The sequence below is a fragment of the Pseudactinotalea terrae genome, from assembly GCF_009733845.1.
GTDB lineage: Bacteria > Actinomycetota > Actinomycetes > Actinomycetales > Beutenbergiaceae > Pseudactinotalea > Pseudactinotalea terrae.
On the sequence record NZ_WNXZ01000004.1, the window covers coordinates 73,732 to 89,512 of the forward strand.

Consider the following 15,781-nt stretch of genomic DNA (forward strand, 5'->3'; position numbering starts at 1 on the left):
AAGGGGGGATCGTGACGGCGCGACCATTGGCCTTCTTGGCGTTCGACCACCGGGAGCGAGCCTTCGGCTCGGTGCGGCCCGGCGGCATGAACCACGAGCAGATCCAGGACTCCAAGAGGCTGATCTACGAGGCGTTCGGCCGCGCCGTCGACCTCGGGCTCGGCGACGTCCGACCGGGAATCCTCGTCGACGAGCAGTTCGGCGCGGGGATCGCGCAGCGGGCCATCGCTGACGGCGTGCTCGTCGCGATGCCGGTCGAGCGCGCCAACGAGCAGGTGTTCACCTTCGAGTACGGCGCGGACTACCAGGAGCACCTGCTGCAGTTCCGGCCGAGCTGCGCGAAAGTCCTCATCCAGCACCGCACGACCGACCCGGCCGATGACAAGCTGACCCAGCTCACCCGGTTGCGCGAGCTCTCGGAGTTCCTGGCCGCTCAGTCGATCGACTTCATGTGCGAGCTGATCGTGGGGATGGGCGAGGAGAGCCTCGACGGCGTCCCCAGCGTCGATGTCGATGCGCTCTGCGCCTCCATGGCTGAGATCCAAGCCGCTGGCGTGCTCGTGACGATGTGGAAGGTCGAGGGGGTCGCCTCCCGCGAGGGTGCCGAGCGCATCGCAGCCCAGGCGGCGGCGAGCGACCACCCGGCGACCTGCATGGTGCTCGGTGCCGGCGCAGCGCCCAGCACGGTGGAGCACTGGTTGGCTGTCGCTGCCGGCACGCCTGGCTACATCGGGTTCGCCGTCGGCCGAAGCTTCTGGGGCGAGGCCGTCTCCGCCTGGCTCGATGGCAGACTCTCCCGCGAGGATGCGATCGAGTCGATCGCCTCGATCTACCGAGCCTGCACACTGCGGTACATGGGAGCCGATGTCCGGTGATGGACGCTGTTCGCAAGACTGGACCTCATCCTGACGACCTTGCGCTGCAGCAGGTGCCACGGCCGAGCGCTGAGGCCGGCCAGGTCCTCGTCGCCGTCGCGGCCTCGGGCATCTGCGGCACCGACCTGCACATCATCGACGGCAGCTACGGCTCCCGCCCACCCGTGACCCTGGGGCACGAGGTCAGCGGCACGATCGCTGCGGTGGGAGAGGGCGTCGACCCGGCCCGCATCGGTGAGCGTGTGGCGCTCGAGACCTTCTACTCGACGTGCGGTCAGTGCCGCGGCTGCCGGGGTGGATCGCCCAACCGCTGCCAGCAGCGGATCTCGATCGGATCCGGTGTCGACGGCGGATTCGCCGCCGAGGTTGTGGTGCCGAGCCGCAACGCCCGTGTGCTGCCCGAGGGCGTCTCGCTGGTGGCCGGCGCGCTCAGCGAGCCGCTGGCGTGCGTGTGCCGCTCGCTGTTCCAGCCCTTCCCCGCGGTCACGCCCGGGGACCACGTGCTCGTCATCGGACCCGGCGCGATCGGGCTGCTCGCCGCGCAGGTCGCCCGCACGGCCGGGGGCGTCGTCACCGTGCTCGGTACGCCCGCCGACAGCGAGCGACTCGCCGTCGCCCATCAGCTCGGCCTGACGGCGACCGACGACGCGGCGGCCGTGCCGTCAGAGGTCGACGTCGTGCTCGAGTGCTCAGGCTCAGGCCCGGGCATGGCGCTCGGCATCGAACGGGTTCGCCGCGGCGGCCGCTACGTGCAGATCGGTCAGCGCGGTGACGCCGTCCCGGTCAACCTCGCGCTCGTCTCGTTCCACGAGCTGGTCATCACCGGTGGCTTCGCCAGCACCCCGGACTCCTGGGACCGAGCGATGCAGCTGCTTCACGACGGCGTCATCGAGCTCGAGCCCCTCGTCAGCCATCGGTTCCCGCTGGCCGAGTGGGAGGCCGCGTTCGACGCCGTCCGCAGCAGCGCCGGTGTCAAGCAGATGCTGGTCCCGGAGGAGATCTGATGCGACTCGGCTACAACACCTGGTCGACGCCGAACCTCTCGTTCGCCGATGCCACCGCACACCTGGCGCGGATCGGCTATGACAGCATCGAGGTGACGGTCTGCGAGGACTGGCCCACCGATGCCATGCTCGCCTCGGACGAGGAAGCCCGCAGATGGCGACAGGACGCCGTCGAGAACGGCCTGGAGATCTCCAGCGTCACCGCGAACGCGCCGCTCGTCTGTGACGACGACATCTGGGCGACCAGCCGTCGCCGCCTCGCGCGCTCCTTCGAGGTCGCCGGGATCCTCGGGAACGGCAGCGCCCTCCCGGTGAGCCTGGGCGCCCACAAGCCGAAGGGCAAGCTGCTCGGCGGCAGCCCGCCGCCGATCACCGCCCAGACCAGCTGGGAAGCCGACCGGCAGCAGATCATCGACCGTTTCGGTGAGCTGGTCGAGCTCGCCACGGCGGCCGGCTGCTCGGTGGCCCTCGAGCCGCATGCCGGAGCCGTCGTCTCGATGCCGGAGCAGGCGCTCGCGGTGCTCGACGCCGTCGGTTCGCCCGCCCTCGGCATCAACCTCGACATCTCCCACTTCGCGGTGCGCGACTTCGACCTCGCGGAGGTGGTGGCGGCGCTGCTGCCCCGCTCCGTCGTCGTCGAGGTGAAGGACCATCGCCGCACCGAGAGCGGGTTCGACTTCCTGACCCCGGGCGAGGGCGAGTTCGACTACCCAGCCTTCCTCGGCCTGCTCGCGGCAGGTGGCTACACGGGCACCGTGTCGGTCGAGATCAGCGTCCGCCGTCAGGCGCTCCCGGACTTCGACGAGGTCGAGGCGGCCGAGCTGTCCTACCGCACCCTCGCGGCGGCCTGCGAGCAGGCCGGCGTGGTCCGCCCCGTGCGTCAGGTGCAGGCATGACGGCGGATCTGCGGGTCGGGGTGATCGGGCTCGGGAAGTTCGGCACCTTCCACGCCGAGGCCGCCGCGGCGCTGCCCGGCGTGCAGGTCGCGGCCCTCTGCTCGCGCACGCTCGATCGTGCGCAGGCGCTCGCCGACCGCTTCCCCGGGGCGGTGGCCTACGACAACGTCGCCACGATGCTCGCCCAGGCGAACCTGGACGCCGTGCTGATCGCCACACCCCACAAGCAGCACTTCGAGCCGGCCATGCAGGCGATCCGCGCCGGCGTCGCCGCGCTCGTGGAGAAGCCGCTGACCACCTCGCTCGCCGAGGCGAACGAGCTCGTCGTGGCAGCCGAGGAGGCAGGAGTCGCGCTCGGCACGGTCTTCCAGCGGCGCTACTTCCCCGCCGCGATCCGCATGCGCGAGGCGATCGAGCGGGGCCGGCTCGGGCGCGTGGCGGCCGCCGAGCTCGTCGCGCTCCTCGGCCGTGACCGCGCCTATTACGAGCAGGACGACTGGCGTGGGTCCTGGGCCGGTGAGGGCGGCGGTGTGCTGCTCACGATGGCGGTTCACTACATCGACATGCTCAACTGGCTGCTCGGCACGCCCACCTCCGTGTACGGCCGCTGGGACACGCTGAAGCACGGCGACTACATCGACGTCGAGGACGTGGCAGGCGCCGTCGTCACCTATTCCAGCGGCGCGATCGCCACCATCCAGGCGATGACGACGTTCGAGAACGGGTTCGCCTCGCAGCCGAGCACCACCACGCAGCACCGGGCCCCCGGGTTCCGGCTGGCGGTGCACGGCACCGCCGGGCACAGCGTCGGTCTCGACGAGAGCCCTGAGCTCGCGCAGGCGGTCACCGACCTGTGGACGTTCGACGGCGAGGAAGACCGCCTCGCGCAGTGGCGCGAGGCCGAGTCCGGGCGCCCGAGCGTGCCCGAGTTCCATGGCCGCCAGATCGCGGAGTTCCTCGACGCCGTCCGCGAAGGGCGGCAGCCCGCGATCACCGGTCGCGACGGGCTCAACGCCATCGAGGTGATCAAGGGCGTCTACCTGTCGCAGGAGCGCAAGCAGCCGATCGCACTGCCGATGTCGGATGCCGACCGGCGGGCCGCCGACGAGCTGACGGAACGTGGAGCATGAGCACGGTCGCCGTCGTCACGGGCGGAGCCACCGGCATCGGGCGTGCCACCTGCCTGCAGCTCGCACGCCGCGGCGTGCAGCAGATTCACGTCGGCTACTCACGCTCAGCCGCTGCGGCCGAGGAGCTGTGCCGCGAGCTGGAGGCACTCGGTGCCCAGGGCCACCCGCTTCAGATCGAGGTCTCGGACCGTGACGCCGTGCAGCGCGCAGCCGCACAGGTGGTCGAGGCGAGCGGTGGCGTGGACGTGCTGGTCAACAGCGCCGGCACCACGCAGAAGATCGACTTCACGGATCTCGACGCCCTCACACCGCAGGTCTGGGAGGAGATCCTCGGCGTCAACCTCCTCGGCGCGTTCTGGGTCTGCCAGGCGTTCGCTGCCTCGCTCAAGGAGCGCGGCGGCGCCATCGTCAACGTCACCTCGATCTCGGGCACGCGCGTGGTGGGCAGCTCGATCCCGTACACCGTGTCCAAGGCCGGGCTGGCGCAGCTGACGCGCGCTCTCGCGGTCTCGCTCGCACCCGAGGTGCGGGTGAACGCCGTCGCGCCCGGGACCGTGATCTCCGGTTGGCACGAGCGGCTGATCGGGGCCGAGGCTGCCCGCAGCAACTTCGACGCCGAGGCCGACCTCGTCCCCCTCGGTCGGCTTGCCGGGGCCGAGGAGATCGGCGAGGCGATCGCCACCTTGGCCCTCGACCTCCCCTTCGTCACGGGCCAGGAAGTGATCGTCGACGGCGGGAAGTCGCTGCGCTATTGACCTCGCCAGGCGCTGAACGCGCCTGGACAGGGGACCCGTGCCGCCGCCGGCCCGGAGCTGCTCGTGACGCGCGGGCGTCGGCAGCCCCGGGAGGCGATGCCCTTCAGGTGAGCGGCGCTCCGATCAGGCGGCTTCCCAGGCGTAGCCGTCCGGGTCGGTGAAGTCGCCTGCTCCGCTGGCCACTGCGATCCGGTGCGACCCGCTGCCCTCGGGCGTCACGCCGACCTGCTTGCCGATCGCCCTGCGGCCGTAGAGCGCCAGCTTGACCGTGCCTTCAGGTGCTGCGAACTCGACATACTTGCCGCCGAACGCCTTGCCGACCTCGAGGCCGCGATCCACGTAGAACTGCTTGGTGGCCTTCACGTCATCGACGCCGAGCAGCAGCACCACGTCGGTGACCTTCTTGCTCGCCGGGCCAGTGTTCTTCTTGGACTCGGACGCGACCTGCCACACGGTGCCGTCCGGTGCCGTGAAGGCGGCGCCGTAGCCCCAGAAGGACTTGGTCGGCGCCTTCAAGATCGTCGCGCCGGCGTCGGTCGCCGCCTGCACGAGCGCATCCACGTCGGCGGGCTGTGCGGTGATGAGCGAGAGTGCGAAGCCGCGGAAGCCGGACGTGGGGGTGTCCGAGGTGCGCACCGTGACGCCGCTCGTCTCAGGGTCGAGCCCGAGGGCGTCGACGTAGAAGCGGGTGGCGGCCGCGCTGTCGGCCACCTCGAGAGTGATGTGATCGATGGAGTACATGTCCATCACGTTAGGGACGCCGGCCGCAGCGGTGCTTCTCGATTCCTGACCGCTTGCGGCCAGGCTCAGATCGCCGCGTCCTCCGCAGCGTAGGAGAGCACGCGCGAGGCGTCCACACGGATCCAGGCGGTGACCCAGTCACCGCCGTAGGAGCCCAGGATGTGCGTCGGTGTCTCGTCGAGTCCCAGCGTGGTGGCCGGGCCTTCGACGAGCACCGCGATGTGCTGCTCGTCCTCGGCCTCGGGCACCACGAGCGTGAGCCACGGCTGGTGCGCCACGTTCCGTGCCCGGACCGTCTTGGTCATCGTCGGAAGCCAGAACGTGGTCCCGTGGCGGACGAATGCCGACATCGACGCGTGCGGCCGCCCGTCGGGCCGGGCCGATCCGATGACGGCGTAGCTGCGCCGGTCGAGGTACGCCTCGAGCTGCTCGGGGGTGAGTCGGCGCTCGGGCGGGTAGGACGTGTGCGTCGTCGGCCGCGCGCCGGCGAACGAGAGGTCCTGCAGCTCGCCGATCGTCATCGCCGGAGTGTCGACGTGCGTCGTGGAGTCCATGGGCCACACGTTACGGGTCGCGAGTGCGACGGCACGGAGCGCTCCTTGTGCCGGCCGTGCTCACCAACTACGGTAGGCCGAACTTTATAGTTCGATCAATCGGAGGGCAGATGCGTCGGACGTGCGCGGTAGCCGTGGCGCTGGTGCTGCTCGCGCTCGCGGGGTGCTCGAACCTGCCCGACGGCGATGATCCCCGCCCCGTGGTGCTCACCACCTTCACCGTGCTCGCGGACGTCGCACGCAATGTCGCCGGGGACCGGCTGCGGGTGGAGTCGATCACCAAGGTCGGTGCCGAGATCCACGGCTACGAGCCGACGCCGCGCGACGTGGGCAACGCCTCCGACGCCGACCTCATCCTCGACAACGGGCTCGGCCTCGAGGCCTGGTTCGAACGGTTCGTGGCGGAGACCGATGTGCCGCACGTGGTCCTTACCGAGGACGTCGAGGTCATCGACATCACCGGCGACGCCTACGCCGGCCACCCCAACCCGCACGCGTGGATGAGCCCGCTCAACGTCATCCTCTACGTCGACGCCATGGTCGATGCCTTCAGCGACCTCGACCCCGAGGGAGCGGACACGTACGCGGCGAACGGAGCGGCGTACCAGGACGAGCTCCGCGCGATCCACGACGATCTGATCGCCGCACTCGGCGCGGTCCCGCAGGACCAGCGCGTGCTCGTCACCTGTGAGGGCGCCTTCTCCTACCTGGCGCGTGACGCCGGCCTGACCGAGGCCTACATCTGGCCCGTCAACGCCGAGCAGCAGGCCACGCCGCAGCAGATCACCGCCACGATCGAGACCGTCAGCAGCCGCGACGTGCCCGCCGTCTTCTGCGAGTCGACCGTCAACGACGGCCCGATGCAGCAGGTCGTCGAGGCGACCGGCACGGACTTCGGCGGCATCCTCTACGTCGACTCCCTCTCCGAGCCCGACGGCCCGGTGCCCACCTACCTCGACCTGCTCCGGTACGACGTCGACCTGATCGTCGCCGGGCTCACCGGGGGCGCGCCGTGAGCGCCTCGGTCGAGGTCAGCGGCGTCACCGTGCACCACGGCGAGGTGCTCGCCCTCGATCGCGTGGACCTCACCCTGCACGCCGGCCGCGTGACCGGCCTCATCGGCATGAACGGCTCCGGCAAGTCCACGCTCGTCAAGACGATCACGGGGCTGCTGCGACCCGATTCCGGGTCGGTGATGGTCGACGGCGGGTCCCCGGCTCGTGCGCGCAGCCGTGGCCTGATCGGGTACGTCCCTCAGAGCGAGGACGTCGACAGGAACTTCCCGCTCTCGGTGCGCGACGTCGTCATGACCGGCCGGTACGGCCACATGGGACCAACCCGACGGGCCCGCCCGGCCGACAGGGCCGCCGTCGACCATGCCCTGGAGCGAACCGAGCTGACCGAGCTGGTGAACCGCCCGATCGGGCAGCTCTCGGGTGGCCAGCGCAAGCGGGCGTTCGTGGCGCGCGGGATCGCGCAGGAGGCCACGATCCTGCTGCTGGACGAGCCGTTCGCCGGCGTCGACAAGCGGTCGGAGGCCACGATCACGCGGCTGCTGCGCCAGCTCGCCGCCGATGGCGCCACTGTGCTGGTGTGCACGCACGACCTGCACGCGCTGCCCTCGCTCGCCGACGATGCCGCGCTGCTGATGCGCCGCGTGCTCGTGCGCGGCGAGCCGGCCGAGGTGCTGCGCCCGGAGAACCTCGCGCTCGCGTTCGGGCTCGACTCGTGGCAGGAGCAGGACCGATGAACCTGCTCGAGCTGCTGACCGAACCGCTCAGCTACGAGTTCATGCTGCGGGCGCTCGCGACGACGGCGATCGCCTCGGTCGTGTGCGGCGTCCTCTCGTGCTGGCTGGTGCTGATCGGGTGGTCGCTGATGGGGGACGCGGTGTCCCACTCGGTGCTCCCCGGGATCGTGATCGCGCACATCCTCGGGCTGCCGCTGGCGATCGGTGCGGCCGTGTTCGGCTTCCTCGCGGTCGGTCTGATCGGTCTCGTCCGAAGCACCAGCCGCGTGAAGGAGGACGCCGCGATCGGCACCGTCTTCACCACCTTGTTCGCGCTCGGGCTGGTGCTGGTGTCGGTCACGCCCAGTCAGACCGATCTCAACCACGTGCTGTTCGGGAACCTGCTCGGGGTCTCGCGCAGCGACCTGGTCGGCGTGCTGGTGCTCGGCGTCGCGGTGCTGGCCGTGCTGGTCCTCAAGCGGCGTGACCTCACGCTCTACGCGTTCGACCCCGGCCACGCGCACACGATCGGGCTCAGCCCCGCGTTCCTCGGCGGGCTGCTGCTGGGGCTGCTGGCCCTCACCGCCGTGGTCGCGCTGCAGGCCGTGGGGGTCGTGCTGGTGGTCGCGATGCTGGTGATCCCGGGCGCGACCGCCTACCTGCTGACCGACCGGTTCTCCTCGATGCTCGTGATCGCCCCGGCGCTCGCGCTGCTGTGCGGCGTGCTCGGTGTGTACGGCAGCTACTACCTCGACACCTCGACGGGTCCGATGGTGGTGCTCGCGCAGGGTGCGCTGTTCGCGCTCGTGTACCTGTTCAGCCCGCGCCGGGGCCTGATCGGGACGCGGCTCAGCGCTCGCCGTCGGAGGCGCCGCCTGGCCGCCCGACCGGCGTGACCCACACGGCGTCCGTGGCACTCTGTCCGAGCGCCACCGGCTCCGCCCCGCCGTCGACCACGACCTCGACCGACCCCGAGAACGGGGCACCCGCCCGGACCGCGAGGCCCACGCCCACGCCGATGCCACGGTCGGCGAAGAACCGCAGCAGGTCGGGGTCGTCGTCGGAGATCCGCTCGGCCGTCACCGAGGTGCCCGGCTCGATCGCGGTGAGCTGCACGGCGTCGGGTCGGGCCACGGTGCCGTCGGCGTGCGGGATGGGGTCGCCGTGCGGGTCCCGGGTGGGGTGCCCGAGGTGCTCGTCGATGCGGTCGATCATGAGGTCGGAGACCGCGTGCTCGAGGGTTTCGGCCTCGTCGTGCACCTGGTCCCAGCGGTAGTTGAGCACCTGCACGAGGAACGTCTCGATCAGCCGGTGCCGGCGCACCATCGCGACCGCGTGCGTGCGCCCCGCGGCCGTGAGCGTGACCGAGCCGTACCGGGTGTGCTCGACCAGCCCCTGCTCGCCGAGCTTGCGGATGGCGTCCGATGCCGTCGAGAGCGCCACGCCGGCCTTCGCGGCCAAGGCCGTGGCGGTGATCGGTTCGTCCGACCACTCCTGCAGACCCCAGATCGCCTTCAGGTAGTTCTGGGTGCTCACGGAGAGCTCGGAGACCGACATGTCCCGCAAACTATCAACGCTCGACGGCGCGACTCGCCCGGGTTGTTCTCCCCTGGTGTGACGCGCGCTCGTTGGGCAGGGTGGGGGCCATGAAGTCACGCCTCCTCGCCGTTCCTGCCCTGGCGCTCGCCGCCGTCTCGCTGACCGCCTGCGGCGGCGCCACCTCGTACTCCTCGCAGTGCGCGAACAACGTCTGCACCGTCTCGCTCAGCGGTGCGGGCGCCGAGGCCGAGATCCTTAACGACAGCATCACCGTCGAGCTGATCAGCTCCGCCGAGGGCACGGCCGAGTTCGCCGTCGACGGCACCTCCGCGACCTGCGCCGAGGGCGACGAGCAAGAGGTCGCCGGCTACCACGTCGTCTGCACCGAGGTCCCCGAGGACAAGCTGACCGTCGAGATCAGCTGACCTGGTCGGGCCGATCGTCACTAGCGTGTCCTCCGCACGTGGCTGGCACGTGCGGAGGACACGCTAGCGACCAGCTGCGTGCGTTCGAGCGGATCGCATCGCGAGTCCCGCGATGACGAGGCCGAAGGCCACGAGCAGCGCCGTGATCGGGAGCGCAGCGCCGAGGGCGGGGAGCGCACCGGTGCCGCCTCCGGTCCCTGTCCCGGTACCGCCGCCCGATCCTGCGGGCGGCACCACGGCGCCGGGGGTGTCCGTGCCCGGACCATCCGTCCCGGGTGTACCTGTGCCGGGATCCGTGGATCCGTCGTCCGGGCCGGGGACCTCGAACGGCAGCACGCTGATGAACACGTCGCCGCTGCCTGCGTTCGTGGTACCCGTCGGGGCGCCGTAGGTCAGCCCGGTGACCCACAACGAGCCGGGCGCGGCGAACAGGTTCGGGTCGTCCCACTCGTCGGCACCGTCGCGCTCGAGGGAGCCGAGCTGGGTGGCGGCGCCGACGGAGCCGTCCGGTCCGACCGGCAACGCGAACACGTCGACGCCGCCGATCTGGGTGCCGATCGCCCCGTAGCTGGTGCCGACCACCATGACCGAGCCGTCCGCACCGAGCACACCCGCGAACCCGCGGTCGTCGGTGGAGGTGCCGGTCTGGGTGGTCCACAGCGTCTCGCCGTCGGGCGACATCGCCAGCACGAGCACGTCGTGATCGCCGAGCGCCGCGGCGCCCAGCGCGGCCCGGGTGTGCCCGATCGCGACCACGGATCCGTCGGTGCGGGTCACCAGACCCCAGACCTGGTCGGTCTCCGCGGTGCCGATCTGCTGCAGCCACACGAGCGACCCGTCGGCGGCCAGCCGTGCGACGTAGGCGTCGAGCCCGCCCGCAGCGGTCGCGCCCGGCATCGCGGCGCCGGCAGCGCCGCCCAGGTAGACGCCACCGTCGGGTGCGAGCGAGACCGCCTGCCCCTTGTCCTCGCCGGTGCCGCCGAGCTGGGTGGACGAGGCCACCGCGCCGTCGGCTGCGACGTGCACGAGCAGCGCGTCCTTGTCGCCGGCGCTCGGAGCGGCCACCGAGCCGCTCGTGTACCCGGCCGCCCACGCGCCGCCGGCGCCGTCGGAGGTCACCGCGTAGAACCGGTCGGCGGCCGCGCCGTCGCCCAGCTGGGTGGTCCAGCTCAGCGAGCCGTCGGCAGCGATCGCCGCGACGAACGCGTCGTCGGAGGCCCCGCTCGGGTGGGCGCCGTCGAGATCGCCGCGCGTGTACCCGGCGACCAGCACGCCGCCGTCGGCACCCGCGACCACGCCGTAGGCGCGGTCGTTCGCCGCGGTCGCCAGCGAGGTCGACCACAGCACGGTGCCGCCGGCGTCCCGCCGCTGCACGACCACGTCCAGCCCCCCGAGGTGCGGGATCTCTCCGAACGCATCGGCGACGTTGAGGGCCACGACGCTGCCGCCGTCGGCCATCGGCAGCACGCCGCCGGCGCGGTCGTCGCCGGCGCTGCCGAGCAGCTCGCCCTCCCACTCGGGCACGGGCGAGGTGCGCAGTCGCGCAGCGATGTCGACGATGCCCTCGGCGAAGCCCGCATCCCAGACGTCCCAGTCATGACCGCCGTCGAGCACCCGCAGCTCTGCGGTCACGCCCGCGGCGCGGCGCGCGGCGGTGTAGAGCATGTGCGCCTCCATGTCGAGGTCGTGGAGTGCGTCCGCGGGGTCGGGGTTGGGCCACTCGTCGTCGCCCACGGCGATGAACATGTGCACCGGCAGCGTCGGGTCGAGGTCGGCGAGCGCCGTCGGGTAGGCGAGCTCGGTGTAGCGGGCCTCGTCGAACAGGGCGTCGCCCACCCCGTAGGCACCGTAGTCGCGCGTGGAGGAGTCGGCCGGCGGCTGCGGCACGTACACGGCAGGGCTCAGGATCAGCCCGGCAGAGAACAGGTCCTGGTGGCCGAGCAGCATCTGGACCGCTCCCGCGCCGCCCATCGAGTAGCCGCCCACGGCACGCGCCTCGCGCGTCGAGACGGTGCGGTACGTGGCGTCGACGTGGTCGACCAGATCCTGCGTCAGCGCGGTCTCCACCTGCTCCCCGGGGCCGCTGGCGGCGCTGCCCGTGTAGCTGGAGTCGGTGTACCAGCTGCCGCGGTCGTTCCACGGCGCGTCGGGCATCACCACGATCATCGGCGGGATGTCGCCGTCGCTGATGAGGGTGTCCAGCGTGGCGGAGACGTGCTGCCAGGCGGCCATCGTGTCGCCGCGCCCGTGCAGCAGGTAGAGCGAGGGGTAGTCCACCTCGGAGTCCTCGTACCCGGGCGGGAGGTAGATCGCGTAGTCGATCTGCCCGACGGCGTCCGAGGGCGCCTGCGCGGTGCTCACCTCTCCCGTCGCTGCCTGGGCGGGGGCGGCGGCCACGAGCGCGAGCCCGAGGATGCCGATCGCGGCGGCGGCGGTCGCCCGCAGCAGGCCGTGTGCGTGCCGAATCATGTCGCTCCTCGTCGAACGAATTGGAAACGTTTCCAACCTGAGTCTGTCGGCGAGTCTAGCCCCTCGGGAGCGCGAGCGCGCCGCACTGGCCCAGTCCGCCCGCCCGCCCGCCGTTCCGCAGGTCCGCCCGCCGAGTTCGTCGCAGACCGCCGAGGTCGCTGGGAGCACCCACCGAACTCGACGGTCAGGAACGAACTCGGCGCGCTGGCTCGCCCGACGAGCAGCCGCGGCTCGGCCTGCAGCGAGGTGTGTACCCGCGGCGGGATCGACGCTCGCGGCGCTGGCGTTGCGGAAGTGACATCCGGGCGGGTTCGGCCACGTGTGTGCCCGGTAGGTGTTGCGGACGTGACTGCACGGGCGGTCGTGCAACGGGGAGCTGGGCGTGAGCCGACGCGATGTCTCGGACCGTTCCGCAGGTCCGCCCGCCGAGTTCGTCGCAGACCGCCGAGGTCGCTGGGAGCACCCACCGAACTCGACGGTCAGGAACGAACTCGGTGGGGAGCGCGTCAGTCGGTCGTGAGGCTCTGCTCGGAGACGAGGCCGGTGGAGTCCTGAGCGGGGGCGACGACGAAGGCGACCGCGAGGCCGACGACGGCGAGGGCGGTGGCGACGGTCAGCCTGAGGAGGCCGCGTGCGTACCAAACCATGCTGCTGCTCCTGGCGTGGCCGTGGAAGAAGCGGCCGTCGATGAACGAGGGATGACGAGTTTACGGCTCCTGGTCACGTTCTGTTCATCTCTCGGACACCTGCGTGATCCACCCCACTATTCTAACGCTAGAATTTCTGGCACACTGGGGCCCGTGCCTTCACCGAAGAAGCCCAACGTCCTGCTGGTGATGACCGATCAGCAGCGCGCCGACATGACCCGGGCCACCGGGTTCAGCCTCGACACGATGCCTTGCGTCGACGCGCTCGGGCGCGCGGGAACGGTCTTCCGCTCGGGCTACACCGCAGCGCCGCTGTGCGTGCCCGCGCGGGTGAGCATGCTGACTGGCCGGTTCCCCACCGCGCACCGCGTGCGCCAGAACAGCACCGGGGAGCACGCCGTCTTCGACCGCGACATGATCGACGTGCTGCGCGAGCACGGGTACCGCCTCGGGTTCGCCGGCAAGCCCCACATCCACCGGCCGCTGGAGGACTTCGACGCCGCGCGCGGACCGTACTGGCACGAACGCGGCCCGGAGCGCAGCGCCGCCGACGAGTCGTTCGACTCCTGGCTGGCCGACCTCGACCACGGCGTCGCCACCGAGCCCACGCCGTTCGGCCTCGAGCAGCAGCTCCCGCACCGGATCGTTACCGGCGCGATCGAGGTGATCGACGAGCTGACCGCGACCCAGCCCGACGACCCGTTCTTCTGCTGGGTCTCCTTCCCGGAGCCTCACAACCCGTACCAGGTGCCCTCGCCCTATTTCGAGATGTTCGGCGAGGACGAGGTGCCCGAGCGCACCGCGGGCCCGGAGGCCCGGGACGCCAAGGGTCCGATGTTCCGCTGGCTGGGTGACCTCTTCGAGAGCAAGCGGCCCGGCTTCGATGACCAGTGGCGCCGCTACCGCTCCAACTACTTCGGCATGCTCCGACTGATCGACGACCAGATCGAGCGCCTCCTCGCTCACCTCGGCGATCGCGCCGAGGACACGCTCATCGTCTTCGTCGCCGATCACGGCGACTTCGTGGGCGAGTACGGGTTGCAGCGCAAGGGGGCCGGGATGCCCGAGGTGCTGATGCGCATCCCGATGCAGATCAGCGGTCCGGGCGTGCAGGCGGGCCAGGCCCTGGATGCGCCCGTGTCGCTGGTCGACGTGCTGCCCACGATCTGCGAGCTGGTCGGTGCCCCGATCCCCGACGGCGTGCAGGGGCGCAGCCTCGCACCCCTGCTGCGAGGGGAACCTGCGCCCGCCGTCGAGTTCGACTCGATCTACGCCGAGCTCGGCTACGGCGGCGTGCCCTACCGCGAGGACGAGCACCCGGACCTGCACTTCTCGTACGAGGGTCCCACCCTCGACGAGCTCAACACCGTGACGATGAGCGGCGGCACCCGGATGGTGCGTGCCGGCCGTCACAAGCTGACGCTCGATGTCGAGGGCACGGTCGAGCTGTTCGACCTCGAGTCCGACCCGGTCGAGCTCACCGATCTGTCCGGGCAGCCCGAGCTGGCCGGTGTGCGCGCCGAGCTGATGGAGCTGCTCGGCCGCTGGATGATCCGCGTGGCCGACGACCTGCCGCGCGGCGTGTACGTCCCCAAGACCGTTCCGCACAACTGGCGCTGGGCGCCGACCGAGCAACTCTCGATGGAGGAAACACCATGAAGGATCTGCAGCGACGCACCTTCCTGACCGCAGGCTTCGGCCTGGTGACCGCCGGGGCGCTCGCCTCGTGCAGCCGCGGTGGTGGCGACGACGACGGCGGTAGCACCGGCGGGGGCGACGCCTCCGGCTCGGGCGACGCCGGCAGTGCCTCGCTCCGGGTCTCCTGGTACGGCGGCCAGCCCGTGCACGACGGCATGGCCATCGCGCTGGAGGCGTTCGGCACGGACAACGCCGACGTCGAGGTCGCCACCGAGTTCGCGCCGTTCGGCGACTTCTGGGACCGCCTCGCCACCCAGACGGCGGCGGGGGACTCTCCCGACGTGTTCCGGATGTCGATGACCTACTTCGACGAGTACGCCTCCCGCGGCGCGCTGCTCGACGTCGGCGACGCCCTCGCGAACGGCGACATCGACGCGAGCGGGCTCGACGAGGACGTGGCGGCCAGCGGCACGGTGGCCGGCGGGACGTTCGGCGTCGGCCAGAGCTCGATCGTCTTCGCGGTGTTCGTCGACCCCGACCAGCTCGCGGCAGCCGGCCTCGAGCCGCCCGCCAACGGCTGGACCTGGGAGGAGTTCGAGGCGCTCGCCACCGCGTACGCCGAGGCCACCCCCGACGGCACCTACGGCTGCAACGACAACGGCGGCAACTTCCAGGCCTTCGAGGTGTACGCGCGCCAGGAGTCCGGCGACCTGTTCTCGACCGACGGCGAGCTCACCTTCGACGCCGCCGTCGTGGAGTCCTGGCTCGCCTACTGGCACCGGCTGCGGGAGGCCGGCGTCGCACCGCCGGCCGATGTCACGGCCGAGACGCAGGGCTTCGAGAACGCCCTGTTCGTCAAGAACCAGTGCGCGATGCAGTGGGGCTGGGTGCAGCAGGTCGTCTTCTACCAGGACGTCACCGACGCGTCGCTGCAAGTCGTGAGCGTGCCCGCGAAGACGGCCGGCGACCTGTCCGGTGCCTTCATCAAGGCTCTCGACTTCTGGTGCATCTCGGCGACCACGGAGGTCCCCGAGCAGGCCGCGGCCACCGTCGACTTCCTGCTCAACGACCCGCGCGCGATCGAGGCGATCGGGCTCACGCTCGGCGTCCCGCCGTCGAAGGCTGCCCGCGACCAGCTCGCCGCGGACCCCGAGTCGGCGCCCGGTCGGGCCATCGCGTACGTGGAGGAGCTGACCGACCAGGTCGGCCCGCCGCCGCCCGCGTGGCCCACCGGATACAGCGAGATCCTCAGCGCATTCGCACGCGCCAACGAGCAGGTGGCGTTCGGCGAGGCCGACCCAGCCACCGCCGCGGCCGGTGTGATGACCGCCGCGGAGTCTGCGCTGGCCTGAGCCTGGATCACGACGGCGGTCGGTACG

At 71.3% G+C, this 15,781-nt stretch carries 16 protein-coding genes; 11 read left to right on the plus strand and 5 right to left on the minus strand.

The annotated features are described in order from the left end of the window. Window positions 1-11 precede the first annotated feature (11 nt). The 5 genes from GPA03_RS14195 to GPA03_RS14215 are packed head-to-tail and all read left to right on the plus strand — an operon-like array spanning window position 12 to window position 4,660. Complete coding sequence (locus tag GPA03_RS14195; protein WP_162458381.1) at window positions 12-875, plus strand: 2-deoxy-5-keto-D-gluconate 6-phosphate aldolase domain-containing protein; 864 nt, start codon at window positions 12-14, stop codon at window positions 873-875. Further along, a complete protein-coding gene (locus GPA03_RS14200) occupies window positions 875-1,879 on the plus strand; it encodes a zinc-binding dehydrogenase (RefSeq protein WP_156252696.1) in 1,005 nt (334 codons plus the stop codon). Before GPA03_RS14195 ends, GPA03_RS14200 begins: the two co-directional genes overlap by 1 nt. Then, window positions 1,879-2,775, plus strand: coding sequence for a sugar phosphate isomerase/epimerase family protein (locus GPA03_RS14205; protein WP_156252697.1), 897 nt, complete (start codon window positions 1,879-1,881; stop codon window positions 2,773-2,775). The genes GPA03_RS14200 and GPA03_RS14205 overlap by 1 nt, the downstream gene beginning before the upstream one ends. Further along, entirely contained in the window at window positions 2,772-3,905 is a 1,134-nt protein-coding gene (locus tag GPA03_RS14210; protein WP_156252698.1) for a Gfo/Idh/MocA family protein, read from the plus strand. The genes GPA03_RS14205 and GPA03_RS14210 overlap by 4 nt, the downstream gene beginning before the upstream one ends. After that, window positions 3,902-4,660, plus strand: coding sequence for an SDR family NAD(P)-dependent oxidoreductase (locus tag GPA03_RS14215; RefSeq protein ID WP_156252699.1), 759 nt, complete (start codon window positions 3,902-3,904; stop codon window positions 4,658-4,660). Before GPA03_RS14210 ends, GPA03_RS14215 begins: the two co-directional genes overlap by 4 nt. Window positions 4,661-4,783: 123 nt before the next feature. Here the strand turns inward: GPA03_RS14215 and GPA03_RS14220 are convergent, their stop codons facing one another. Beyond that, window positions 4,784-5,401 (minus strand): VOC family protein, encoded by a 618-nt coding sequence (locus tag GPA03_RS14220; RefSeq protein WP_156252700.1) that lies wholly within the window; start codon window positions 5,399-5,401, stop codon window positions 4,784-4,786. A 65-nt stretch (window positions 5,402-5,466) separates the two neighbouring features. After that, window positions 5,467-5,955, minus strand: a complete 489-nt coding sequence (locus GPA03_RS14225) for a pyridoxamine 5'-phosphate oxidase family protein (protein WP_156252701.1) — start codon at window positions 5,953-5,955, stop codon at window positions 5,467-5,469. A 110-nt stretch (window positions 5,956-6,065) separates the two neighbouring features. Between GPA03_RS14225 and GPA03_RS14230 the strand changes: the two genes are divergently transcribed. From GPA03_RS14230 to GPA03_RS14240, 3 genes are read left to right on the plus strand one after another with little or no spacing between them, the layout of a single operon-like run. Beyond that, entirely contained in the window at window positions 6,066-6,971 is a 906-nt protein-coding gene (locus GPA03_RS14230; RefSeq protein WP_156252702.1) for a metal ABC transporter substrate-binding protein, read from the plus strand. Beyond that, window positions 6,968-7,705 carry a metal ABC transporter ATP-binding protein gene (locus GPA03_RS14235; protein WP_156252703.1) on the plus strand — a complete coding sequence of 246 codons (738 nt, stop codon included), beginning with the start codon at window positions 6,968-6,970 and terminating at the stop codon, window positions 7,703-7,705. The genes GPA03_RS14230 and GPA03_RS14235 overlap by 4 nt, the downstream gene beginning before the upstream one ends. Then, entirely contained in the window at window positions 7,702-8,580 is an 879-nt protein-coding gene (locus GPA03_RS14240; protein ID WP_156252704.1) for a metal ABC transporter permease, read from the plus strand. The genes GPA03_RS14235 and GPA03_RS14240 overlap by 4 nt, the downstream gene beginning before the upstream one ends. On the opposite strand, the gene GPA03_RS14245 is transcribed toward GPA03_RS14240, so the two are convergent. Continuing rightward, complete coding sequence (locus tag GPA03_RS14245) at window positions 8,534-9,241, minus strand: metal-dependent transcriptional regulator (protein ID WP_156252705.1); 708 nt, start codon at window positions 9,239-9,241, stop codon at window positions 8,534-8,536. The genes GPA03_RS14240 and GPA03_RS14245 overlap by 47 nt on opposite strands. A gap of 89 nt (window positions 9,242-9,330) precedes the next feature. Between GPA03_RS14245 and GPA03_RS14250 the strand changes: the two genes are divergently transcribed. Next, window positions 9,331-9,648: a hypothetical protein gene (locus GPA03_RS14250; protein WP_156252706.1), complete on the plus strand. Its 318-nt coding sequence runs from the start codon at window positions 9,331-9,333 to the stop codon at window positions 9,646-9,648. A 63-nt stretch (window positions 9,649-9,711) separates the two neighbouring features. Here the strand turns inward: GPA03_RS14250 and GPA03_RS14255 are convergent, their stop codons facing one another. Then, window positions 9,712-12,117: an alpha/beta hydrolase gene (locus GPA03_RS14255; protein ID WP_156252707.1), complete on the minus strand. Its 2,406-nt coding sequence runs from the start codon at window positions 12,115-12,117 to the stop codon at window positions 9,712-9,714. Between the two features lie 506 nt (window positions 12,118-12,623). Then, window positions 12,624-12,764: a hypothetical protein gene (locus GPA03_RS14260; protein ID WP_156252708.1), complete on the minus strand. Its 141-nt coding sequence runs from the start codon at window positions 12,762-12,764 to the stop codon at window positions 12,624-12,626. Between the two features lie 153 nt (window positions 12,765-12,917). On the opposite strand from GPA03_RS14260, the gene GPA03_RS14265 reads away from it, so the two are divergent. Beyond that, window positions 12,918-14,423 carry a sulfatase-like hydrolase/transferase gene (locus GPA03_RS14265; RefSeq protein ID WP_206673574.1) on the plus strand — a complete coding sequence of 502 codons (1,506 nt, stop codon included), beginning with the start codon at window positions 12,918-12,920 and terminating at the stop codon, window positions 14,421-14,423. Next, a complete protein-coding gene (locus GPA03_RS14270; RefSeq protein ID WP_156252710.1) occupies window positions 14,420-15,754 on the plus strand; it encodes an ABC transporter substrate-binding protein in 1,335 nt (444 codons plus the stop codon). Before GPA03_RS14265 ends, GPA03_RS14270 begins: the two co-directional genes overlap by 4 nt. The last annotated feature ends 27 nt before the right edge of the window (window positions 15,755-15,781 follow it).